The organism is Lactobacillus sp. UMNPBX15 (assembly GCF_002553785.1).
GTDB lineage: Bacteria > Bacillota > Bacilli > Lactobacillales > Lactobacillaceae > Lactobacillus > Lactobacillus crispatus.
This window is the reverse complement of record NZ_PCYV01000014.1, coordinates 17846-41962: the sequence shown is the minus strand read 5'-3', so window position 1 is coordinate 41962 and position 24117 is coordinate 17846. Positions and strand designations below refer to the sequence as shown.

General features: G+C 37.3%; 25 protein-coding genes, 4 tRNA genes and 1 pseudogene. 6 read left to right on the top strand and 24 right to left on the bottom strand.

What is annotated here, in order from left to right; translation table 11 throughout:
• Positions 1–376: 376 nt before the first annotated feature.
• Positions 377–670: a hypothetical protein gene (locus CP366_RS05045; protein ID WP_089147589.1), complete on the top strand. Its 294-nt coding sequence runs from the start codon at positions 377–379 to the stop codon at positions 668–670.
• 669 nt (positions 671–1339) lie between these two features.
• Here the strand turns inward: CP366_RS05045 and CP366_RS05040 are convergent.
• From CP366_RS05040 to CP366_RS05005, 8 genes are all read right to left on the bottom strand, one after another.
• Positions 1340–1711, bottom strand: coding sequence for a hypothetical protein (locus tag CP366_RS05040; RefSeq protein WP_089147588.1), 372 nt, complete (start codon positions 1709–1711; stop codon positions 1340–1342).
• A gap of 453 nt (positions 1712–2164) precedes the next feature.
• Positions 2165–2236, bottom strand: a tRNA-Gln gene (locus CP366_RS05035).
• A 34-nt stretch (positions 2237–2270) separates the two neighbouring features.
• Positions 2271–2352: transfer RNA gene (locus tag CP366_RS05030), tRNA-Tyr, on the bottom strand.
• Between the two features lie 122 nt (positions 2353–2474).
• Positions 2475–3842, bottom strand: coding sequence for an FAD-dependent oxidoreductase (locus CP366_RS05025; RefSeq protein ID WP_089147587.1), 1368 nt, complete (start codon positions 3840–3842; stop codon positions 2475–2477).
• Between the two features lie 206 nt (positions 3843–4048).
• The gene (locus tag CP366_RS05020) at positions 4049–4297 is read right to left on the bottom strand and encodes a hypothetical protein (RefSeq protein ID WP_005720911.1); all 249 of its coding nucleotides are present in this window, start codon (positions 4295–4297) and stop codon (positions 4049–4051) included.
• The gene (locus CP366_RS05015; RefSeq protein WP_005724328.1) at positions 4294–4614 is read right to left on the bottom strand and encodes an Rpn family recombination-promoting nuclease/putative transposase; all 321 of its coding nucleotides are present in this window, start codon (positions 4612–4614) and stop codon (positions 4294–4296) included. Before CP366_RS05015 ends, CP366_RS05020 begins: the two co-directional genes overlap by 4 nt.
• Before the next feature lie 152 nt (positions 4615–4766).
• The gene (locus CP366_RS05010) at positions 4767–6242 is read right to left on the bottom strand and encodes an SLAP domain-containing protein (RefSeq protein ID WP_005727191.1); all 1476 of its coding nucleotides are present in this window, start codon (positions 6240–6242) and stop codon (positions 4767–4769) included.
• Between the two features lie 328 nt (positions 6243–6570).
• Positions 6571–7404 (bottom strand): MurR/RpiR family transcriptional regulator, encoded by an 834-nt coding sequence (locus CP366_RS05005; protein WP_005720908.1) that lies wholly within the window; start codon positions 7402–7404, stop codon positions 6571–6573.
• 152 nt (positions 7405–7556) lie between these two features.
• Here CP366_RS05005 and CP366_RS05000 point away from each other — a divergent pair, with 152 nt between their 5' ends.
• Together CP366_RS05000 and CP366_RS04995 are read left to right on the top strand one after the other, a co-directional pair.
• The gene (locus CP366_RS05000) at positions 7557–8240 is read left to right on the top strand and encodes a ribose-5-phosphate isomerase A (RefSeq protein ID WP_089147586.1); all 684 of its coding nucleotides are present in this window, start codon (positions 7557–7559) and stop codon (positions 8238–8240) included.
• The gene (locus CP366_RS04995) at positions 8227–9216 is read left to right on the top strand and encodes a Gfo/Idh/MocA family protein (RefSeq protein ID WP_089147585.1); all 990 of its coding nucleotides are present in this window, start codon (positions 8227–8229) and stop codon (positions 9214–9216) included. The genes CP366_RS05000 and CP366_RS04995 overlap by 14 nt, the downstream gene beginning before the upstream one ends.
• Before the next feature lie 54 nt (positions 9217–9270).
• On the opposite strand, the gene CP366_RS04990 is transcribed toward CP366_RS04995, so the two are convergent.
• From CP366_RS04990 to CP366_RS04940, 10 genes and pseudogenes are all read right to left on the bottom strand, one after another.
• The gene (locus CP366_RS04990) at positions 9271–10443 is read right to left on the bottom strand and encodes an aminotransferase class I/II-fold pyridoxal phosphate-dependent enzyme (protein ID WP_089147584.1); all 1173 of its coding nucleotides are present in this window, start codon (positions 10441–10443) and stop codon (positions 9271–9273) included.
• A gap of 131 nt (positions 10444–10574) precedes the next feature.
• Positions 10575–10646, bottom strand: a tRNA-Gln gene (locus tag CP366_RS04985).
• Between the two features lie 196 nt (positions 10647–10842).
• Positions 10843–11529, bottom strand: a complete 687-nt coding sequence (locus tag CP366_RS04980; RefSeq protein ID WP_057726149.1) for a glycerophosphodiester phosphodiesterase family protein — start codon at positions 11527–11529, stop codon at positions 10843–10845.
• A 47-nt stretch (positions 11530–11576) separates the two neighbouring features.
• Entirely contained in the window at positions 11577–12236 is a 660-nt protein-coding gene (locus CP366_RS04975) for a putative quinol monooxygenase (protein ID WP_089147583.1), read from the bottom strand.
• Between the two features lie 68 nt (positions 12237–12304).
• Positions 12305–12895, bottom strand: a complete 591-nt coding sequence (locus CP366_RS04970; protein WP_089147582.1) for a histidine phosphatase family protein — start codon at positions 12893–12895, stop codon at positions 12305–12307.
• Between the two features lie 6 nt (positions 12896–12901).
• The gene (locus CP366_RS04965; RefSeq protein ID WP_005720898.1) at positions 12902–13477 is read right to left on the bottom strand and encodes a histidine phosphatase family protein; all 576 of its coding nucleotides are present in this window, start codon (positions 13475–13477) and stop codon (positions 12902–12904) included.
• 75 nt (positions 13478–13552) lie between these two features.
• Positions 13553–14617 (bottom strand): SEC10/PgrA surface exclusion domain-containing protein, encoded by a 1065-nt coding sequence (locus CP366_RS04960; protein WP_089143386.1) that lies wholly within the window; start codon positions 14615–14617, stop codon positions 13553–13555.
• A 161-nt stretch (positions 14618–14778) separates the two neighbouring features.
• Positions 14779–15450, bottom strand: a complete 672-nt coding sequence (locus CP366_RS04955; protein ID WP_005724342.1) for an SLAP domain-containing protein — start codon at positions 15448–15450, stop codon at positions 14779–14781.
• A gap of 367 nt (positions 15451–15817) precedes the next feature.
• A pseudogene (locus CP366_RS04950) lies at positions 15818–16634 on the bottom strand (PTS transporter subunit EIIC).
• Positions 16635–17020: 386 nt separating this feature from the next.
• Positions 17021–17893: a metallophosphoesterase family protein gene (locus tag CP366_RS04940; RefSeq protein ID WP_089147581.1), complete on the bottom strand. Its 873-nt coding sequence runs from the start codon at positions 17891–17893 to the stop codon at positions 17021–17023.
• Between the two features lie 141 nt (positions 17894–18034).
• Here CP366_RS04940 and CP366_RS04935 point away from each other — a divergent pair, with 141 nt between their 5' ends.
• A complete protein-coding gene (locus CP366_RS04935; RefSeq protein WP_005720890.1) occupies positions 18035–18235 on the top strand; it encodes a hypothetical protein in 201 nt (66 codons plus the stop codon).
• A gap of 46 nt (positions 18236–18281) precedes the next feature.
• Here the strand turns inward: CP366_RS04935 and CP366_RS04930 are convergent, their stop codons facing one another.
• Entirely contained in the window at positions 18282–18512 is a 231-nt protein-coding gene (locus CP366_RS04930; RefSeq protein WP_089147580.1) for a hypothetical protein, read from the bottom strand.
• 96 nt (positions 18513–18608) lie between these two features.
• Here CP366_RS04930 and CP366_RS04925 point away from each other — a divergent pair, with 96 nt between their 5' ends.
• Positions 18609–19004, top strand: a complete 396-nt coding sequence (locus CP366_RS04925; protein WP_013085921.1) for an iron-sulfur cluster biosynthesis family protein — start codon at positions 18609–18611, stop codon at positions 19002–19004.
• Between the two features lie 51 nt (positions 19005–19055).
• Here the strand turns inward: CP366_RS04925 and CP366_RS04920 are convergent, their stop codons facing one another.
• Entirely contained in the window at positions 19056–19658 is a 603-nt protein-coding gene (locus CP366_RS04920) for a sugar O-acetyltransferase (RefSeq protein WP_023487909.1), read from the bottom strand.
• Positions 19659–19798: 140 nt separating this feature from the next.
• On the opposite strand from CP366_RS04920, the gene psiE reads away from it, so the two are divergent.
• Positions 19799–20206, top strand: a complete 408-nt coding sequence (gene psiE, locus CP366_RS04915) for a phosphate-starvation-inducible protein PsiE (RefSeq protein WP_013085919.1) — start codon at positions 19799–19801, stop codon at positions 20204–20206.
• 221 nt (positions 20207–20427) lie between these two features.
• On the opposite strand, the gene CP366_RS04910 is transcribed toward psiE, so the two are convergent.
• The 4 genes from CP366_RS04910 to CP366_RS04895 form a co-directional block, all read right to left on the bottom strand.
• Positions 20428–20500, bottom strand: a tRNA-Thr gene (locus CP366_RS04910).
• A gap of 74 nt (positions 20501–20574) precedes the next feature.
• Positions 20575–21333, bottom strand: coding sequence for an NADPH-dependent oxidoreductase (locus CP366_RS04905; protein ID WP_054832636.1), 759 nt, complete (start codon positions 21331–21333; stop codon positions 20575–20577).
• Positions 21334–21457: 124 nt separating this feature from the next.
• Positions 21458–21829, bottom strand: coding sequence for a hypothetical protein (locus CP366_RS04900; protein WP_013085917.1), 372 nt, complete (start codon positions 21827–21829; stop codon positions 21458–21460).
• 45 nt (positions 21830–21874) lie between these two features.
• Positions 21875–24112, bottom strand: coding sequence for a DEAD/DEAH box helicase (locus CP366_RS04895; protein ID WP_089147579.1), 2238 nt, complete (start codon positions 24110–24112; stop codon positions 21875–21877).
• Positions 24113–24117: the final 5 nt, after the last annotated feature.

Sequence of the window (24117 nt, the reverse complement as noted above, 5' to 3'; positions counted from 1 at the left end):
TTAAAAAATCAATTTACGAGAAAGATCTATTTACACAAAAGATTTGACAGTTTCTGTCGCCCAAAATGTCGCCTGCTATAAACCCTTATATATCAATACTTTATTTATTATTAAGAGACAAAGAGACAATATATATTAAATATTAATATATATAAGAAAAAAATAGTAATAAAAGCATATATATGTAAAACGGACTTAAAAAAATGTCGCTTGTCGCCTAGCCACTACTTATCCTTACAGCCCCAACGGTTTATGCCACTTTTATTATTGTCTCCTTGCCGTCTCTTTTGTCGGCTAATGTATTTGAATTAACTGCCCCGCCAAAATAAACCACTACTACGCCAATAGCGGTGGTCTGCTAGAAAGGAATTACAAAATGTACAACAGAATTAACTTGAATGATTTTGATTTATTTAAGTTATTACAAACCATTGAAAGAAAATACGGTCATACTGTGGCTAGTAAAGTGGCAAGTGACCTTACACGGCTAGCCACTATAGCCCAAACCAACGATTATCTAGACGAACTAAATTCACCTAGATTCGTGGCTAGATTTAAGTTGCATCCCCTCACTGGTCGGCTAATTGCGGAGACAATCAACGATGAAATGAAAGGTTACCGTTATACGGTTATCAATGACAAAGTTACTAGAACAGCTATGGTTTATTAATAATATGGTGTGTCCCATTTCAGGGATGCGCCTATTTTGTTATCATGATGTTAAGTGAGGTAGTAACGAAATGAAACGCCCTACACCAGTAACGACCATATCTATCTTAATTAATCATTTTCAAACATAAATCATAAATAAAAACTCTACCCTTAAAATGACCGTTTTAGGGGCTTTTTACTTACTTAGAAAACCTCATGTAAATTAAGTCATATCAATGGTTAGGGCGATTTTGATTAATGGCGAATTCGGCACAATTTAGGGTAGACAAAAGTAGACATTTAGGGGCTTTTTGATTGGGAGAAATTGTTAAGATTTTGGCTTTTACGACCTGACAAAACCTGACCAATCCTAACTTAATGTGTCATGCTTAAACCGTAAAAAAACGTAATTTCATGGGCTTTTAGTGAAACATTATGAAACATTTACTTAACTTTTTAAGGTGCAGAAAAGTTCAGTTTTCGGGGCTTTTTTCAGATCAAGAAAATTGGTTTCATCCCTTGTGTTGTGTGGCTTTTAACCTTGTCTATTAAATTTCAAACCTGAACCGTTTTTGCGCTATTAAGCATAGTCATACTCAGCCACTAATAAAACCGCTCTATACCCTCTTAAAATCAATCTGACAGCATACTAAAAGCACTAGTAAACCTAATTACTGGTGCTTATTTTTTACTCAAATTCTAACAGCGGATAGACCTTATTCTTAATCTGTTCTTGCTTAAATATTTCAGCAAACTTTTTTAATGCTTCATTTTTCCTATTCGATCCCCAAAATCCACTGTGTTTATACGTATTTACTATGTCTTTTATAGTTACATGGTTAATACAATGTTCTACAATAATCGTTCTATAGGGATGCTGTGGCGTATCTTCAAGTTGATTAATAGCTAACCATGTTACAGCGAAAATATTCCAATAATACCCCATACGGCTTTCATCGTTTAAATTTATTTCGGTGGTTATCTGGCTGCCAGACAACAAATATAATTTAGGATAATCATTTTTAAAGAAGTCCCTTACTCCCTTGTTGTGCTTAATCATAATTAATATTCATCCTTGCCTTAATTCAATACCTTTTAGTTATATTTTACTCAAAAAGAAAACCAACTCACAATTGAGCTGGTTTACATGAACAATGATATTGACTTAATTATACCATGGTTAAATATTTAAGATTAACCCACTTACACGTTAAAAATATTGTTCCTAACTATTTAGGTTAGTGAATTCACTGTATAGCCCTATATATTAATGTTTTTTGCCGTTTCATCTCCAATAATTCTCGGGTCTAAATATTGCTCCTAGACCAATTCACTTTTTATCCATTTTTGCGGTTAAATTTTCAAGATATCACTTCTAATATTGCTCTTTTAATTCATTTTCAAGCAATTTCATTTAATTTAGAAAAACAAAAAAGCGCATTATATCAAGTGTTCACACCACTTAGATACATTAGCGCTTTTTTAATTCGGGTTGGGTGTTCTTTTAGAACTATTGGGTTAGCTGGATTCGAACCAGCGCATGATGGTACCAAAAACCATTGCCTTACCACTTGGCTATAACCCAATACCAGCTGAACTTTTTACTTGTCGTTCAACAATGGAGGAGGGTGGATTCGAACCGCCGAACTCAGAGAGAGCGGTTTTACAGACCGCCGCGTTTAGCCACTTCGCTACTCCTCCGTTAGCTGACTTAATTATAATAACGAAAATCCAAATCAAATGCAAGACTTTTTTGAAACTTTTTTCAAAAAAAAGAAGAAGCCATGACGACCTCTTCTCAAAATTTAAAAATTGATTTATATCTAAACAGTTAATTTTAAGCCTAATGCCTTTTGTGCTACTTGATTTACCAGACTCCATTGCTTGTCATAAGTTGGTGAAAAGAAGAAATCTGCTTCTGCTAAATCTTCCAGTGTCAACTTATTTCTAATAGCTAAGCTCAAAACATTGGCTTGGCCACTAATGTCATATGATGAAAGTACGCTACCGCCTAAGATTTGGTGGCTGTCTTCATTATAAACAACAGCAATATAGCAAGTAGGATTATCTTTTTCAGGAATATAGTCTGGACGAAGATAACTCTTTAAGACTGTTTCTTTTGCATTAATTCCTGCTCGCTTGGCATTCTTTTCACTGAGTCCTGTTGTTACTGCATGTAAATCAAAGGCTTCAAGCAATTGTGCACCAACTAAGCCCTTAAAGACACGTTCTGGCTTGTCTTCAAATAAGTGCTCAACAACATATTGAGCCTCATGCCGTGCAGCAATGGCAGATGGCATCGGTACTCTTCTGTTAGCTGGAATGCTAAATGGGAAGATTGCATCCCCAATTGCATAGACATCCTTTACATTGGTTCTAAAGTAATTGTCTACCTTAATGTAGCCATTGTCATAAAGATCGATCGTGTTTTTCAACCAATCAGTATTTGGCTTAATACCAACTGTAATAATGACACAATCAGCAGTAATATCACCCTTATCAGTCTGAACTGCATTGACCTTTCCATTGCCAACAAAGCCAGTAACTTTAGTGTTCATAGCCAGGTTAACACCATGATCAGTCAATTCTTTTTCAAATAAGCTAGTATAAGTATCATTCAAATAATTTTCTAGTGGTTTTTGCCCACCATCAATTAAAGTAACATTCTTGCCTGCTTTAGCGAAAACCTCGGCAGCTGCAATTCCGTTACCAGCACCAATAACTGCAACATTTTTAATAGCTTCATCTTGAGCAGCTGCATTGATCTCTGTAGCGCAATCATAGCCTCTCATCAACATAATATTTTTCAGGTCTGCTCCAGGAAGAGGCAAACTTGCGGGGTTAACACCTGAAGAAATAATTAGCTTATCATAACTAACTTCTTTGGTTGTACCATCTTTTACGTTTTTGACAGTAACCGTCTTTTTAGCTGGATCAAGAGCTATTACTGCTGTGTTATTAACAACTTTACCACCCCGTTCAGCTAGATCTTCAGGAGTAAAGTTTCTAACGTTGTCTTGGCCTGTAGTTTTTCCTTCAAGGAATAGCTTCATTCCGCAAGACATAAAGGAAACGAAGTCGCCTGCTTCATAAATCGTAACGTCTACATCATCATAACGATCTAAAATTTCATAAGCTGCCTCTTGGCCGCCGTGGGATGCACCTACAATAATGATTTTCTTTTTTGACATAGCCTGACCTCCTAATAATGCAGCAATAATTGTCGTTTTTAAGTAATAGCAGTTATTGTAACTGGTTACATTATTTATCTTTTAATAAGATATTTCAATTAATTTGCTTTTGATTAGTGCGAAGCAGCAATATATTTTTTATATAAAAAAGAGCACTACTGATAGTAGTACTCTAGAGGGAAATTTTCCAAAATTATCTTATTTAGCTAATTCTGCTGATAGATTTCGTTCACTAATTTAGTGATTTCATTACGATTAAGAACTTCATCATACATATCCATTGTTTCCTGGATTGTATTTTCTAAATTAGTACCATGATTTTTGGCATAGCCAATAAACTTTTTTGCATCTACTATTTTAGCTTCTTTAATCGCTTTTTCTGCAGCTCTTTTAGCAACTTCATTCATCTCATATTCTAGCTTATTCATGTCTTCGACCCATTTTCCGCTATTCACGTAGTAGTCGATATCCTTCTGCAGGCTGATATCCCTGCGTAGTACATCATCCGTTTTTCTAGATCATTTTTACGTGTTGTTTGCATCTCAATATCATACACTCGACTTTGATCATCTTGTGCCCAGATATCTAAGCGAATGTTTTTGGATTCTAGTCCAATGTTGCCGTCATACTGGGTAATGACATTAACTTTTGTCAATTTTAATTCAGGAAACATCCGACGTAGCAGTTCCAGACAATTCTTTTTATTGCTCATAACATGACCGAATACCAAGTCGTTAGTAATTCGAGGATATCGATTAATTCTTCTCCTCATATTTTACCTCTTTTCTTTTTCTTAAGTAGGAAAATTACCCTCCACTATTTATTACGCAAAAAAGTGCAAATTTTTTTCAGAAATTTAAAAATTTAGACACGAAAAAAGCCGATGCAAATGCATCGACTCTTTCAGTTAAATTATTCTACTTTTTAATAGAAGTTTACAGCCTTGATGTAACGCTTGTTGTTGTTTCTGCAGCCTTCAATTCTGTAGTACTTCTTACCGTTCTTAAATCTCATTTGACCACCGTAAGTAGTTACAGTTTGACCTCTGTACATCTTACCAGTACCTGGAGTACGACGGTATGATGACCAATAAATGTAGGCATTGTGCTTCAAAGTACGTTGGTTACCAGTAATGTTGGTTACACGAACGTATTCGTCCTTGTTAGCCACCTTGTAGTAAGTCTTACCGTTGATAGTTACAACAGTTGGAACGATTTCAATGTCGTTGTAAGCGTAGTACATGTGACCTAAGTAGTTACCGTTCTTGTCATAAGCTCTTGAATCAACCATTACTGGCAAAGTCTTGGTGTTAGTGTCACCAGCTGGCTTAACAAGTGATGAAGTCTTAACCCAAATGTTGCTTGAGTTAGCATCTGACTTAGACTTAGTTGAAACTTGTGAGTATGATACATTGTTAAGGGTTCTAGTTTGATCAGCAACGTAAACAGTGTCACCATCTTTGAAAGTAGTTGAAGCTGGTCTTACATTAATGCCATAAATGTGGTAAGTTGCGATTGAGCTTGCGCCATTAGCATATAGAGCTTGTTTGTGGCTTGAAGTAATTAAAACAGTGTATGTTGCAGTAGTCTTCTTACCAGTTAAACCAGTAGCAGTTAAAGTTACATTATAGTAACGTCCTGCTTCTGAAGTATTAACAGGATTTGAAGTTGCTTCTAGTGAAGCAGCTGTATTATTATTGCTGTTTTGTACAGCTGAAATAATAACTGGCTCACCATTACTATTTACAAAATTAGTTGGATTAAATTGTGAACCAACAGCTACTTGGAATATTTGACCATTAACACTCCCCTTGCTTTGACCATTCAATGACCAATTGATCACTGGATTTTGAGTAGTATCTGTAGTTGAACTTGAACCTGAAACTACAACTGGGATTTGAACAGTAGCTGTTTGCGTAGAAGTAGAACCTGTACCAGTTAAAGTAAGATTGAAATCACTAGTTGGTACCGCAGTAATATTCTTGTTATCTTTATCAAGAGTTACACCTGCATTCTTAAGAATAGCAGCAACTTCACTATCTTTAAGGTTAACTTTTTCTCCACTGGCATTATTCGTACTAAAGAAAACTAATCCTAAATCATTAATTGCCTTAGTAACACTAGCTACAGTATCTTTAGCCTTAATAGAAATAGTAGTTGGTACAACATTAGCTGTTTTATCGGTAGTACTTGCAGCATCAATTACTTGATTGCCATATGTAAAGTATGATCTATCTGTTGGCTTTGCTGTTGTTGCTGTAGTAGTACTTGTAGTACCAGTAGTGTTAGTTACTGTACCTAAACTAATAGCAGCGTTAACTGGAACAGCTGAAGCTGCTACAGGAGCAACTGCCAACAAAGCGGCAGCAGCCATACTTACAATTCTTGTATTCTTTCTCATAATTATGTGGCCTTTCCTTTCTGAAACAGAAATTCATCCTAAGCAGTAAGTTATATCTTCTTCTGCTTGTGAAATAATTATAGCATGTTACGAACCCGATTACTAAAAACAGGATCGACTCGTGTGTGTGATTTTAAGAATACCTCCTAAAATCACCAGTAATACCCTACCCTTTATTTGTTAAACTGTAGTTACCGGACTTTTACAATTAAGATTCAAAACATTACATTTTTGTGAAGTTTTAAACAAGTTATTGATTTATGACAGAACTTATGTGTGTTAAGAAAAGGTAATTTTAACACTTGTTCGCTTAAAAAAATTAAAGCTCTTAGATTTTTTGATTAGAAATAATTGCTTCATGTTCTTTAATATGCTCAACTCGCCCTGCATCCCCCGCAATAAGTAACAAATATAATGCCTCAATCATTGTCATACTTGCCACGCGTGAGAAATAATACTGCGATTGCATCACCGTCTGCCGCACTGCTGTCTTTAAATGCACATCAGCTAATAGCGCAATCGGTGAATCATCGCGATTGGTGATCGCAATCACCGGCATCCCTTTTTGTTTGGCTACCTTAATTTGCTTAATGATTCCCGCTGCTTCACCTGAATTCGAAATCACCAACAAGCAATCCTTTTTACTCAGGTTCATTGTCTGCGCAATTGCCGTTTCAATCGTGCCACCCGAATCAATTGCCAACAAGCCAATCTGATTAAACTTATACACTGCATCAGCGGCCACCGGATAAGTATCGCCCTCCGCACTAACCTGCACAATTCTGCTTTCAGTCAAAAAATGCAGCACCTGATCTAATTTGGCTTCAGTCACATTCTCCAAAGTCGCCTTAATCTCGGCGACTTTATTTTTTTCAATCAATTCCAAATTAGCACTAGCATCATCACGTGACATATTTTGAAGTGACACACTTTCAGTTGCATTCTGAGCTAGTTGAATTTTTAAATCATGAAAACCTGTCAAATCTAAATTATGACAAAAACGCGTCACCGAAGCATCACTCACCTCAGCTTCAGTTGCTAATTTTGAAATTGTATAATTTACCACCTGTTCGGGCTGTTTTAAGATCACTTGAGCAATCTTTTGATCACTGGCTGACATTGTCGCTAATTTACTATAGATTGTATCGATAATTTTAGTCATTATTCTCACCTTTTCTGTGCCAAAATTATATCATCAATGTAATTAATTTTCACAATTTTATTTTTAAAGAAAATAAATTTATATTTTGATTGACGAAAATCATTTACCAAGGTAGTATGTATTTGTAAATAATTTTCACAGGAGAAAATAAAATGAAAATTAATTCGATAAGTGCCCTCGCTTTAAGTAAAATCAAGCCGAAAATGACTATTTCTCTTGGCGGCGGAAGCAATGTATTTAAGTTAGCTCAAGCTATTGCACAGCATAACTTAGACATCACATTATATTCTCCATCCGAACTTACTCGCTTTAGGTGCCAAGAACTCGGATTAGAGCTTCTTCCTTCTACTGCAGCAACCAAAATCGATATTGCTTTTGATGGTTGTGATAGTATTGATAAGAATTTTAATGTTCTAAAAAGTTTGGGTGGAATTCATCTTTTTGAAAAACAGGCAGCACAAATTGCCAAACAGTTTATCCTACTCTTACCCAGTGAAAGGATACAACCGATTCTGAATCCTAAAATTCCACTTTGTCTTGAAGTGGCACCGCCTTGTGTTAATCAAGTACAGAAGTATTTAAGCAGTTTACATTTAACTAGTAAGATTCGACAAGATAGTTCAGTAGCTGCATTTGCCCGTACGCCTTTGGGCAACTACTTAATCGATGTTTTTAACGAAGATTGGCACAATATCACTGAACTTAATCGTCAACTTTGTTTACAAAATGGCGTAGTCAGCTCTTCACTATTTGAAAACTTAACTACTTCATTAATTACTGAAAAAGATGGAAAAATTATTGAACTTAAGAGAGGTAATGATCATGAAAAAATTTAATTGGGGAATTATTGGTACTGGCTGGATTGCACATGATATGGCTGATGCTTTGAACAAAGTCAACGGCGAAATTTATGCTGCCGCAAATCCAAATGAAGAAGCACTCCGTGCCTTTGTCCAAGAAAAACATGTACAGCATGCTTTCACTAATCCTGATGAAATGATTAAGGATCCTAGCATTGATATCATCTATATTGCTACCCCACACACTTTCCACTACGACTACATCAAAAAGGCCCTCAATGCCGGCAAGCATGTCTTTTGCGAAAAGGCAATTACTGTCAATGCGCGGCAATTTGATGAAGTGGCTCAATTAGCCAAAGAGAAACAACTAATCTTAATGGAAGGCTTTACCCTTTATCACATGCCAATCTACCAAAAGATGCAAGATATGATTAAGACCGGCAAATTTGGCGATATTAAAATGATCCAAATTAATTTTGGTTCACTGAAGGACTATGACCCGCAAAATCGTTTCTTTAATAAAGATCTCGCTGGTGGTGCATTGCTGGATATCGGCGGCTACGCAACTGCTTTTGCCATTAGTTTCATGGATGAATATCCTGAAAGTATCAATACCACGGTAAAATTCTTTGAAACTGGTGTTGACGAAGAAAGCGGCATTATTTTAAAAAATTCGAAAGGCCAAATGGCAGTGATGTCATTATCGATGCGGGCCAAGCAGCCTAAGCGCGGACTGGTTTCGGGCACCAAAGGTTATTTCGAAATCAATCAATATCCTCGCGGCACTGAAGCTTATATTACTTACACCCAGAGTGCTCATGAGGAAAGCTATGATAAGGTTACTGCCGGGGATGCTGATCAGGCGCTTGAATATGAAGTCACTGATTTTCAAAAGTATATTGAACAAGGCCATGACGAAGGCGAATTAGAAAAATCTCGCATGATCGCCCATATTTTAACCAGTATTAGAACTGCCTGGGGCATGACTTATCCATTTGATAACGAGGAATAATTAGTTGGATTTCAAAAGGGATCGATACATAACATCGGTCCCTTTTATTTGCACTTATTGCTTATTTTCTGCGACATATTTTTCTAGTCGTTTCAAGCCTTCTTTGATCTGATCCATCGACGTTGCGTAAGACAAACGAATATATCCTGCTCCACCTTTAGCAAAAAATGAGCCCGCAATTACAGCAACATGCCCCTTTTCAGCCAAATCATAAATAAACTTGGTATCATCTTGTTCCAAGCCTGCTGGAATTTTGGCAAAAATGTAGAAGGCACCTTTAGGCTTAACGCATTCAAAGCCTAACTTGGTTAATCCTTCATAAAGCACATCACGCCGCTTTTGGAATTCTTTCTTCATCGGCTGTGCATCGTTCATTCCATTGCCTAGTGCTTCTTCAGCTGCATCCTGCATTGGCGTTGGTTCCGTCGTTGTGATTGCTTGGTGAATCTTAGCCAGTTGATCCAAAATCGGCTTAGGTGCAGCAACCACACCGATCCGGTAACCCGTCATCGCCCATGCTTTGGACACGCCATTCATTAAAACAACTTGATCATGTAAAGTCTTTTCCATCGAAGCATGTGGCTGATCATAATTAAGCTCACTATAAATTTCATCACAAAGAACAAAAACCGGCTTATCTCGAACAACATCTGCTAAGGCATCAAGTTCATCTTGTGAATACATCACACCTGTTGGATTGGTAGGATAATTCATGACAAGCGCCTTAACGCGATCACCATACTTGTCCAATGCTGCCTGCAATTTTTGCGGCGTTAATTTGAAATCATCAGCTGAAGTATCAAGCTGTACCACTTCAGCTCCCATCGATTGTGCATCACCAATGTACAGTGGGAAAATCGGCGTTGGTACTAAAACTACATCGCCCGGATTAATGACTGCAGTTAAAAAATCATAGATAGATTCCGTAACCCCGTTCGTAATCAAAATTTCATCAGCAGCATATTTTTGACCATATTTTTCCGCTAAAAACTTTGCTGCAGCCTGACGCAATCCCGGTGTACCATTAGACGGTGCATAGTGGGAATGATTGTTAGCGATGCTTTCTTGGGCAGCTTTTTTAATATGCTCAGGCGTATTAAAATCTGGCTCACCCACCGTAAACTTGACAATATTTGGTATCTTACTGGTATAAGCCGCAAAAGCTAAAATTTGTCCTGGCTTTTGTTCAACTAATCCCTTTTTCATATGCTTTGTTAAGTCAACCATACTAGTCACCTCATAATGTAAATAAGAGCAAAATTAAAGTTAGCTTAAATATAAGCACTTATTCGTTTCTTGTCAAAGCATTTTCAATTTTAAATACAAAAAAGATCAAGCTCACCGCTTGATCTCACCTATTGGGTTAGCTGGATTCGAACCAGCGCATGATGGTACCAAAAACCATTGCCTTACCACTTGGCTATAACCCAATCTTCAAACCTTTTACTTGATTGGTTCTATTTGAATGACCTCTCGATCACCCAACAGATATTAGTATAGGGGAATGAAGAAAAAATAGCAAGAAAAAATTCAAAAAAGTTTTGTTTTTTTAAAAATACCTACATTTGCTCGAAGGATACTGAATCTTTCTTTTATGAATTATAAAATTAATTTGTTTTTTTACGATTATAACTTTTGTGACTTCTTAACCTTATTCATTAATTCAAAGTCGTTGGTAAAAATTCCAGCTACACCAAGTTTAAAGTACCTTTTTGCTATGCTTACTTTATCTACTGTCCAAATTCTTTGCGTAACTTTGCTAGGTAAATACCAATGCGGATGGATCGCTGCAAAATGATTCTTAGCCGCAAACTGTTCAGGAAACGGCACCGGCCATTTGGTTAAAAAGCAATATTGTTGGTGGGGATCAATTCGCTGGCAATTTTTTAAGGTTTGATAATTGAAGGAAGAGAAAATAATGGGATGCACAAAATGGTATTCTTGTGCTAACGCTAAAACGATGGCTTCAATCCCCTCATCATGAATCTTGTTAGTCTTAAATTCCAAGTTAACATACAAATCCTGTCCCTGAAGAATTTCAAATAATTCACTTAACATCGGTACCGGTTCACCGTTAGCTAAACGAAATCGCCTGATTTCACTTAAGGTATAGTCCTTAATGTAACCCGTGCCATTAGTTGTGCGGTCAATTTTTTCATCATGCATTACTACTGGCACCTTGTCTTTAGTTAAATGCACATCAAATTCCACGCCTTCTGCGCCATGCTCTACCGCATATTTAAATCCTTGCAAAGAATTCTCCGCAAATTTCACCGGCAGTCCTCTATGAGCAAATACAATTGTCTGACCCATTTTTCACCTATAAAAAAATACCGCTCTCGCGGCATCCCTTCTATAACTTAATCTAATACGATTGCACCTTGAGTTGCTAAAGTACCACGTACAAGATCCTTAACATCTCTTCTAGCCACCATTCCATCAGTATTTTCAATGTATTCAACATATTGTGGTGACTTGATATGAGCGTCATAAGCCTTGTCATCAAAGTAAACTTCAACGAAGTACCATTCGTTTTCGTTCTTCTTATTGACTCCAGACATCATAATTTCCATGCCTGGTTCAGCAGCCATGCTGGTGGTCATTTCTTTCTTAACTTCATGTGCAAACTTTTCTGCGTCTTCAGGCTTAACTTCAACCTTAACCAAGCGCATAACAAAGTTGTCGGCATGGTCATTCAAAGCATCATGAGCCTTGGTAGTAATTACCTCAGGCTTCAATTCAATAATTTCCTTGTCAGTGGAAATCTTGTTAATAGTTTCCGCAAAATTGTCGGCATGATCTGCTGCAATGTGCAAATCTTCTGCCAAGCTATTCCGGAACAATTCGATTTCGTAATTGTCTTCACCATGAGCATCGTCATGTGCGCTTCCAATTAACAAAGTTCCTTCTTCAGCTGGAATTGAGTTGTGCATGTTATTTTCAACTTCACGGATATATTCACCGCGATCGTTTTCCTTGATATTTAATTTAGTAATTCTAAAAATTGGTGTTTCATCCATTTTTCTTGCCTCGTACTATAATCTTTCCACACCTATCATTATAAACTAATGCAGAAAAATAAAAGCCCCTATTCACCAGTTATTTGATCAATTTTAACCGCTTTAGCTGGCCATTCAGTCCGTACATATTCTAATGTACTGCCTTCATTGCTAGTTAACTGCACAAATGAGCAATTGGGCAAACCCAGAAATTCACGGTGATTAGCTTTTTCATTAATATACTGCGACAAACTATCGCCATGACCGACAACCAAAATATTATCGCCATCCTGCGCATCCCGCATAATCAAGTTAATGCCGCGCTCCATCCGCTCGACCACTTCACGATTATCTTCTACGCGAAATTTGCCCAAACGATGCAGCGGCCAAAGTAGCACATTGCGTGCCTCAAAAGCGCCATAGCTTTTCTCTTTTAATTCCTTTAATCGAACATACTCCATCTCAGGCCCAGCAATAATCTCTAAAGTATCACTTGCCCTTTCTTGGGGTGAGCAATATGCTCTAGCAAAATTAATTCTCTGATCTTGAAAATAATCCCGTACGGCTTCCGCCTGCTTAATGCCTAATGGTGTTAGCGCTGAATCACAGCTTCCCTGCATGCGGTGTCCTTTATTAAACCAAGTTTGACCATGTCTGACTAAATATAAATTAATTGCCATTTCGTCTTACTTTAAACCCTCTGCTGGCCACACGTATGAATCAAAATGGATCTTTTTACCATCAACTGTTAGCTTCACGATTGAAGCATTGCCAAAACCGCCAAAGTTCTTATTCTCGGTAGCATCGCGCACAAACTTAGCTAAAATATCACCATGTCCTACAACTAAAGCAGTTTGACCATCCTCTAAGCCGCTTAAAATCTCGACTACCGCACGGTGCATTCTAGCAACAACGTCTTCGTCTTTTTCCATAGTTGGGTCTACGTTAGGATTATTATAATTCCAAGGCAATAAGAACTCATCACGACCTTCAAAAATGCCATAACATTTTTCTCGCAGGTCTTTTAAACGCGTATAAGGCATTTGATGATCAGTAATAATTTCCAAAGTATCGCAAGCACGCTCTTGGGTTGATGAAAAAGCTTTGTCAAAATGAATACCCTGCTTTTTAAAATAATCGCGGGCCATTTCAACCTGGCGGATGCCTCTTTCATTCAATGGTGAATCACAACGTCCCTGAACTTTATGGTAATAGTTAAAATAAGTTTGTCCATGGCGGACTAAATATAAAGTTTTTGTCATATTTTCCTCGCTAAATCGTTTTTCCTTTATCTTATCAAAAAAGCACGCGTCGTGCGTGCTTTCATATTTTTTTCGTTAAATTTTGAAGTTCTTGTTGTATTCACTCGAATTTACAACAAAACTTGGCACACTAATGAAGTGCATTGAGTAAATATTGCCAGTCTTGGAAATGCTAAAGCCATAATAATTGTAGTCCCCATCATGACGTGAGCCCTGTGTATTAAATAAATCACCGGCATGCTCCCATTCGCGGTAAAGGCTCTTATCATTACGCTGATTTTCCCCAGCTCCTGCAAAGCCAAAGATCATTTGCTTCAAGCCAAAGTAAATATTCCGCTTCATTTCAGCCATAGACATAATCTTCTTATTAGTAGAAAAACCAGCCATATCTTCGACATAATTATCGTTTAATTCTAAGCCATGTTTTTTGCAAGCCCGTACAATTCCGGCAACATAGTGATCGCCATCTTTGATACTCTTGCCATTTTGCTCGTATTCTTGCGCAATTGAATTAGCTAAGGACTCTACTCCAGAACTATAAACCCACGGCTTCAAACCTAATTGACTACGAGCACTATTAATTAGGCGCAAAGAGAATTCTGCCAGTTCTTTTTGCTCACTAGCGGAAAGATCAGCAGGATTAATCATCTTTTGATCGGCTTTGCTTTCACCTGAGCTAACACGTGAAAAGTTGTTTTGCTCCATTCCTTTCATGCAAGCCTGAATAAAACTAGCACTTGGCTTCCCCTTATATGCTTGCAATAAACTAGCTTTCGTATAGCCGCTCGGCATCTTCATTGTAGCTGTTACATAATTCTGCGTTGCAGCAGTCTTTTTAACGAGTTTGGCATTTTTAGCTAATAGCCATTGAGAGTTATTTCCAATCTTATAAGCCAAATATTTTTTCTTTCCCAGCTTTAAATACTTTTTAGCAGAATAAGAATACTCTCTTTTAGCTACAGCATAATACTTAGACTTCTTGCCCTTATTTGTATAAAGTCTAACTTTCTTAGTTCCTTTAACCTGAACTTTTCCCTTAACTGCTGCTTGAACCGTTTGTGGTGTCGTTTCGTGTATTACACTAGCCGTCCCCATCAGGCAAACACTAGTCAACAAAGTCACAATTAATTTTTGCTTCATAGCTGTTCCACTTTCTGTATGTTTTGATTATTAATATTTGTTATTTAAATTATATCGTATCTATTTAATTAAAAAAATCAAAAAGAGACACACTATCATTTTGACAGCATGCCTCCTTTAAGTTAGTTTGATTTTATTTAGTTTTGAAAAGAGGTTTATTTTTAGTACCAGCCGTTTGCTTGCCAGAATGCCTTAGCAGCAGTCCATGAGCCATAACGACCTTTGACATAGTTATCAGCTACTCGCTCTTGGTTAGCTGCTGAATAGTCACCATTCAAGTATGAAGCTGAAAGTTGGTATTTACCAACGTATTGACCATTTGAAGCACCGTATGAGCCACCAGATTCTCTACCGGCAATCCATTCCTTAGCACTAGCTTCTGAACCACTTACAGTTGAAGTAGTAGTTTGAGTGTTAGTGTTATTTGCTACAGTAGTAGTTGCTGCAGAATTAGTATTTTCAGTTTGAGTTTGGTGTTGTACTGGAGCTTGGGTCACAGCAGCTTGAGTGTGGTAGCCGCGAGTTACATACTTAGCACGAACCCATTGGTTCTTGCCTAAGTCATACCACTTGTGACCTTTGGCATCGTAAGCAGTCTTAATTACTTTCCATGAGGTGTTGCTTGCCAAAGTTTGGCCAGTAGCCTCTGGATTCTTGTAGCTGTTGTAAACAGTGATTGCGTTGTCTGAAACGTTCTTAACTGTTACAACATCTGTATCGTTTTCTACAATAGCAGCTTGAGCAGTATTAGTGTTGTTATTAGCTGCTACTAAACCTGTAACTGATAAAGCAGTTACTGCAATTGACTTAACTAAGATAGATTTAATTTTCAAAAAAATTCTCTCCTTAAAATTTTAAAAGTCATAAGTAACGAATTTTCACCTTATTCGTCCGTCTCATTCAATTGACACAGCATATACTACCTTGCTTAAATTGCAGAACTATAACAGGAATATCACCTGCAGATTAAGAAACTATTGCAAAGTATGACAAAATTGTAACAATTGTAATATTTATGTAAATTTATTTAGATGATACAAAACCGCATCAGATCGCCATTTAACGCGATTTTTAATTTTTATTTGCTATGTGCAAAAGCTTGTTCGCATTTAATATATTGAAACACTTTTGCAAAACGAAAAAAGAAAGAGTTTCCTCTTTCTTTTTTAATTCTCACAAATTTTTTATTAATTTATTCTATTATTCTGCCTTATCCTCTTCTATAAGTTGACGTTTATTAAGTGCCACAATAAATGGCAGGTAAATCAAAATGTCTAAGATAATATTGATTACTTGCAACATTGAGCCCGCAATACTGCCTGTTGCCAAAAAACCTGAAATAATTGGCGGCATTGTCCAAGGAATTACAGTCCCATTACATAATGGAACTAAGCCTAGGTTCATTGCACAATAAGTGGTAATCGCATTTACCATTGGCGCAATCATAAGCTGAAAAGCTCTTAGCTACAGCAGGTGGCACAGTAGCTGGCATTTTAATTTGGATATTATGATTAATAAACCATTGGAAAATCCATGCACTTAGGAGACCAAAGATAATAGCTACAAATAATCCTCTACTACCTAAGTAAGTGTAAGGGAAGCCTTCAACTGGAACTTTATCTCCACTCATAATACTTGGCGTCAAAATGAAGAATACAGATGCAGAAACAATTCCGGCAGAAACACCATCTGTCTTATATTGATTAGCATAACTCCAAGCAATTCCAAAAGCTGCAATTAAGCCCATGATCCCAAAGGAGCCATTAGTAATCTTGGCTAAAATCTGTGCCAGGCTTATACCATGAACAGCAGTTTTTGATAGCCAATCAGACCAACCGGCAACTGGAAATGAATTAATGATCATGAATAATGATCCTACAATAATTAACGGCATAGCCATGGCGATACCGTCACGAACAGCAATTAAAGGTTTAAAACTGCCTATTTTAGCGGCTACAGGCATAATGTGTTTGTTAACAAACGCATTCAAACCTCCGCTGGATTTACTATTAGCCATAATAAATCCCTCTTCAATCTAAAAATGAGCTCGTGTTTATTTGGTATATACCTTTTGTAATATAATAATATTCTGAAAGCGATTTTATTACCACTATTTTCAAAGATAATTTTTTGCTTATATTTTTAACCAAAGTTTGATTAACAAAATATTGCAGTTATGGCTGTAAGTGCTATAGTTTACATGTAATCATAAAAATAAAGCGAGGAAATAAAATTATGGCTAAATACGAAGTAAAGTTAAGCGAAGAAGATTTACAAATGATCAAAGATTGTCATTCAAAAAACCCTTCAATCATGAAGGCTATGAACGAAGCAAAGAAAGTCGAAGATTAAGCAAATTTTGATCTCTAAATCGAAAAAAGGCGTCCGCAAAGGATGCCTTTTTTATTGGTTTTCAAATCTTGTGCCGTGGGGATGCTTCCAGTTATAAACACAGACTATTTTACCCATGCCATCTAGCACTACAACATTCCCATCATTATGTGGATAGATCAATGGATCAGAATGTGAACCACCGTCAGTAAAAATTCTTGCTGGCTCACCTGGGTATTGCACTGTTCTAACGATACAATCATCAATTGATAGCCGCCTCATTTGTCGACCATCATCATATTTTCCTTCTAAAGCAGCTGTTGGCGTATGACCAGTCACAATTGTTTTGCCCGTTTTGTTATGAGCCATCATTTTCAATAAGGAATCGGAATACCAATACTTATCTCGTGCCCAAATACGGTAAAAATCATAGTCAAATTTCAAGCCATACTCTATCTCAGAGTAAGTTTCCAGATCATTATACTGTTCATCTGGCCGCACACCCGCATGAACAAAAATCAAGTGTGGCGTTTCATACATAATAGGACAGCCTTTTAGAAAGCGATAATACTCACTATCGCGCAACTCATCAGGCAAAACTGTACTGCCAAACAGACTAACTAGGCTTTTGCCACCACCGTTATAAAACCAAATGCCATCTTGATGTTCCTGCTTCTCCGCAAAATTGAGTAACATTTGCTCATGATTACCCAGTAGTACGATTGCTCCTTCGCTTTTTTGTTCAATTAAATAATCCAATACTTCCTTCACATGCTCGCGGCCATCAACATAGTCACCGCCCGCAACTAATTGTGCTTCTGGAAAATCTGCTGTTGCCTGCTTGATTAAGTCTAAGGTTTCTAAGTTGCCATGAATATCAGAAATGAAGATATAGTTCTCCTTCACTCGATCATCCAACAGCGTTCGATTGATAATTTTTTTCATTTCATACTACCCCATGGGCTAAATTAAACTAACATTCTTTTCTTAATTATAGCAGATGTACACTGGTTCTTTTTCTATGTAATCCTAAAATTAACCTCCGGCAAAAAAAGGCTACAATAGATATGAAAAGAAGTGATTGCAATGTTTAATGAAGAAAATGCAATTGATGCAAAGGACTTACATGTTGATTCTTTCAAATATCAATCAACTGAAGACATGCCATCTGATGCTTATTCTAGCTGGGAAGAAAAACATCCAAACGCCAGGGTATTCAAGCTTGAATTTCGCAACATCGGCGAAAGCAATGAATGGCAGGAAATGATCATTATCTACACTGAATAAATAAAAAGTGGAAGAACCCCAAGCCTAGTGTGTTTCTTCCACCTTTTTACTTATTTTGATTTTCTTTTTCCTTCAATTTGTGCAGAATCCGTTTATTTTCCTTAGTACGTTTTTCAACTGCTGCATCGATGATCGAATCAAACCAATGATTATCAGAATCATCGCTTGTTTGATCCTTCTTTTGAGGACCTTCATTTTTTACACGTTTGTCAGTTTCTTCATTAATAATGGAATCCAGCCAATCAAAATTATCTGGATCATGGCTCTTATCAGTCATTTATTTTTCCTCCATTTTTGATTTAAATTAATTTATTTACTATTCTTTTTGACTATAATTGAGTTAACAAGATGAAACAAGAAAGAAGTGTTCGAAATGAAAATTACATTCACTGACAAGGCGCTTGACTACTTAAAAAGACGCGAAATCTTGAATAAAATTCTAATTTTAATCGCCGACGATGGTGGTGGTAAATATTCTATCAAAGGCGGCGGTTGTGCAATTGGCAGTCACTTTTCCATTATTTATGTAGACAAAGTTGATCCTGATTATCCAATCAAATTTGAAAATAACCAAGGAATCAATATTTACACTTCTAAATACGACACCACAATGATGGGACCAAATTTAGTGGTTGACTACGCCAATGCATCCCTCAACTTAAAGAGTGACGAAGGATTGCTTGATGGCGGCGTTGATATCGGCAATGGCGCCGAGTTAATTAAAGCTCAAAAGAATGTAAAAATGACCGGCGTTGAATGGCGTTGCTAGATTAAGATGATCAGAAAAGACAGTAGTTTGAAATCAACTACTGTCTTTTTTCTATAGAAATTGACCACTATTAGGATCGAATCCAGTACGATCTGTCGCGGTAATCTTTCTAATTACCTTGCATGGATTCCCCGCTGCAATTACATTATCTGGGATGTCATTCACAACTACACTGCCTGCACCAATAATTGAATTACGTCCAATAATTGTATCTGGAGTTACGCTAACCCCTGCACCTAGCCAGACATTATCACCAATGCCGATCGAATGTGCAACACAGCCACCGGCTTTTCGTTCGGCTGGATCAAATAAATGGTTGCTGGTATACAAGCCAACCTTAGGACCAAACAAAACATTGTTTCCAATATAAACAGGCGCGCCATCTAAAATCGTGCAATCATAGTTGGCATAAAAGTTATCCCCAACATGAATATTTTGTCCGAATTCACAACGAAAATTAGGGTTTACGAAGGGATGCTCACCTGTTGAACCAAAGAGTTCTTTGATTAATATTTCTTTTTTAGCGTGATCATTCTCATTATTAATATTATTGGTCTTCAAGGTAGCAAGGTCTCTCAAGGTGTCAAGGCGAGGATCCGCATCATTATAAGGACGACCAGTTGCCATGTAATTAAATTTTGTTCTAAGCGACATGATTCTTTCCTTTCATTAGTTCTTCTATTTTTATTATAGAAAAGAAAAAGCGCTTTCGCATGTTTGACGCATAATATTTAGCACCCTAGCCCTAATCTTATTGCTTATTCTATAATGGTAAAAAAGAAAGGATTAAAGCCATGAAAAACTTCAACAAATTTACCGCTAAATTTGCTCGCCTTTTACAGAATCTACTAGTAGTCGCAATTGGTTTACTCGGGATTATTCTGATCATACTCTTATTCCGCGATCTAATTCCACTTTGCCAATCATTATTTTCAACTAAGATCGAAGAAAGCAACTCCGAGATTATGTCAGAAATTATCGTTTTCTTCCTCTTCTTTGAATTTACTGCAATGATTATTTCAGCCTTGCGTCATCACGGTCACACTAGCATCAATTTTCTATTGGGCTTAGGTGTTACTGCGCTAATTCGCAGTCTGATTACTTCTCATAGTAACATTTGGAGTACGCTTGCCACTTCTGCTTCAATTTTAGTACTAGTAATCGCAATGATTATTTTCAATAAAAATCTGCGTAATATGTAAAAAAACTGTATCACTCTAGGCTAATGTCATTGGAGTGATACAGTTTTTTGTTTTACTAATTAACTTTGCACCATGAACTCATTAAGTTGTTTCTTAGAAAAAACATTGCCATATCTGCATACTACGTTTCCTTTCATTATTGAACGTAATTCATACAACCAAAAAAAGCATCATTTATTAACAATATTGAAAATAAATAATGCTTTTTAGTAATACTCTGATGCTGAATGCCAGAGTCGAACTGGCGACCTTCTCTTTACGAGGGAGATGCTCTACCAACTGAGCTAATTCAGCGACCTCACAACAAATGAATTATACCAAAACAATTCACTGGGTGCAATCACCACAGCATTATTCTTGTTGCAATTCTATTTCCAATCTAAACAAAGGCCTTGTTTATGCAATTCTTCCGGCAATTGATCCCGATCGGTCTCATGATCATCAAGCTTTTTACCAGTAATCTGCTTGGTAAATGAATCAATCCGGCGATTAGCATCCCGCAAATCATAATAAGTCGTCACTACATCATCGTATCCCTTAAGATCCTTCACATCAAAATCCTTCTTATAACTGCCCTCAAAACAGGTAAATTCAAGTGGCAAGCGCGGCTTCAATTGTGGTTCTTGATCTGGCACACCAACTTGCATCCCCAACACTGGAAAAGTCAGTTTTGGCAAATCTAAAGTCTTAAGCATCTCCAAAGGATGATCATTCACCGTACCAAGTGGCACATAGCCTAATCCCATGCTTTCTACCGCATTAGCCACATTCTGAAAAGCAAGCAGTGTATCTTCCATAGCTTGGAAAAAGATATCAGTCGTATGAACACGGCCATCATCTTTGCCAAGTTGTTGACGAATTTGTTGATTACGGTACAAATCAACAATGAAGATAAATAAGTCACCTTCGGCGCCAACATACTTCTGATTGCAAAGCTCTTGGATTTTCTTTTTCTGTTCAGGATCAGTTACATGAAGCAAACTGGCATTTTGCATAAACATGCTCGTTGCAGTATGTTGAAAAACTGTGTATAAAGTTTCCAATTGTTCCTTATTCAGCACTTCATCTTTAAATTTTCTAATTGATCTATGATTGATTTGTGCATCAACTGTTGAATTATGTAGCATTGCGCTCCTCTTTCTACTTACTTCTTTTTAATAAGTAGTGTACAAAATTATGGTCTCCTTTGTAAAGTTACTATTTAAAATTAAGCCTAACAAAAAATTCCCGCCAAATTGAGCAGGAATTTCTTTACTTTTTATCCAATTTAACCATTTGTGCATTAACTAAGGCTGCAGCTTGCTCAGCTTGATTTTTAGCTTGAGCATAAGTCGTCAAATTTTCATCGCCTTCACTCAATACTCGAGCAAAAGCAATTTGTTCTGCCATCAATAAGTTGAACAATGAATCCCATTGCTTATCATCAAACTTAATTTTCTTAGCAGTAATTCTTGGCATTAATTGACGTGTTTTGTTAAATGCTTTCTCCAAAATCTGTTCATCGGCATCAGTCAAATCACGCACATTATAAGCTTGATGAACTTGGTGCACCTTGATTAATTCCTTAAGCAAATCACGTGCCTGGGCATCTTTAGAAACAGATTGATTAATTTTTAAAGCCATTTTTATTCTCTTTTCTAATCAGTTTTTTTCTATTATAACAGAATTCTACTTATTCTCTTGATAGTCCTCTGCCATTGCCTTAACACACCGTCTCATTTCTTGAATATCCAAAACGCTCTGCGCAAATTCTTTTCTAAGTAATTCATCTGGCAAATATTGATCATACTTATCAATTCCAGGAACTTCCTTAGGATAAACCAGGTCTAAGGGATCAAAGTCTTTTTGTGCTTCTTCATTAATGATCCGCCAGAAGTCATCCTCATCGGCATCCATTGCAAAGTACATGAAATATGGACGGGAAGAATTAAAGCCACGAATATTTAGTTTTTCACCGCATTTAATTCTAATTAACCGTTCCAATGCTAAAAATGCGTAAGTCCCTGTCCAAGGAAAAAGACACCACATATTGCCACCTAATTTGATCAGATTCTTCTTTGGCAACTCAGCCAAGGCGGCAGTGTCACGTGCTTGGGTTAATCTTGCTTGAGCATTCTGCATTAAATACGGATACATCCCCTTTTCAGTCAGCACCTTTTTCATTCTTTGCAAAATTTTCGGCTGAATATCCCCCGGCACGTCCCCAAAGAAAGCAGGAATTCTTCCCTTCACCTCATGGCAATATACTTGATGGCGCTTACGATCAACATCTTCAACTACCCAAACGCGACCAGCAATTGCAATCTTATCCCCAACGGGAGGGGGCTTCACGATTGTTCCTAATTCTTCACTGCTGGCATGCACACTGAATTCCTCATTTTCCTGAAAAACAGCGTAAAATTTAAAGTTATTCACAACTTTTTCACCAGCAAGACCAACAATTAAGCCATGATTTTCAGTCCATTCAATGTGACCAGTTTTAAGCAGATGCTTTAATAAGACGCGATAGTCTTCTTGCGAAACATTATGAAAATACGATAGAGTTAATACCCTTGAAGCTAATTCTGCTGGTGTCATTTCCCCGCCTGATGCCAGCGTACTCATAGTTTGATGATAGAGTAAACTATAGGGAAGTCGGTTAGGTGCAGGCGGTTCAACCCATTTTTCTTCTGCATAAAGCTGCACTAAGGCAATCCCTTGCAACAGTGGCCATGGAATCAATTCCGGTAACATTGCCCGCGATTCAGGATGCTCCTCGCGCATGACAAAGTGCATTTCCGGTGGATTGCCGCGTCGACCCGTCCGCCCCATTCTTTGCAAAAAGCCCGATACAGTAAATGGTGCATCAATCTGAAAGGCTGATTCTAATTGTCCTATATCGATCCCTAGTTCAAGCGTTGCTGTCGCACAGGTTGTCATATAAACATCCTCATCTTTCATCGCTGCTTCTGCTGTTTCACGCAAGGCTGGCGACAAATTTCCATGATGAATCATAAAACGATCAGGCTCATGATTATATGCACAATAAGCCCGCAACTCCTGACAAACTGCCTCACACTCTTCTCGACTATTGGTAAAAACTAAACATTTTCTGCCACGCGTATGCTCAAAAATATAACCAATTCCGGGGTCTGCTAACTCAGGTGCTTTGTCAGTTTTTGGTTCAACTTGACTTGGATCAAAATCTTTACTGCTAGCTTGTGGATCAGTTTGGTAAAAATGTTCCATCGATAAGTGCCAGATTTGCGGCTGATTTTGCACTTTAGGCGCTACTGTCTCCCGACTAGATCCGGCACCTAAAAAATTACTGGCATCCCTTAAATTGCCAATCGTAGCAGAAAGCCCAATTCTTCTAGGATTGACATCAGCTAACTTGCTCAAACGTTCAATCAAGCAGAAGGTCTGCCCGCCGCGATCACTTCTTAAAAACGAATGCAATTCATCAACCACGATATACTTCAACCCGCCAAATAAATGCGGAATATCCATATGCTTATTAATCATAAAACTCTCGAGTGATTCTGGGGTAATCTGCAAAATTCCCGAGGGATGTTTGAGCAGCTTTCTCTTCTGCGTTTGAGCCACATCACCGTGCCAGCGCCAAACAGGGATATCCACATCCTGGCACAACTCGATCAATCGATCATATTGATCATTAATCAAAGCTTTTAATGGTGCAATATACAGCACCTTAACAGAATCTTCTGGCTCTTGATAAATATCCGACAAAATTGGGAAAAAGGCCGCTTCTGTTTTTCCTGATGCAGTTGAAGCTGAGAGCAATACATTATCCTCAGTTTCAAAAATTTCCTCAGCTGCAGCCACCTGAATCGGGCGCAAGGTACGCCATCCATGTTCATAAATATAGTCTTGAATAAAAGGCGCGTAATGTGAAAAAAAGTCCATAATTA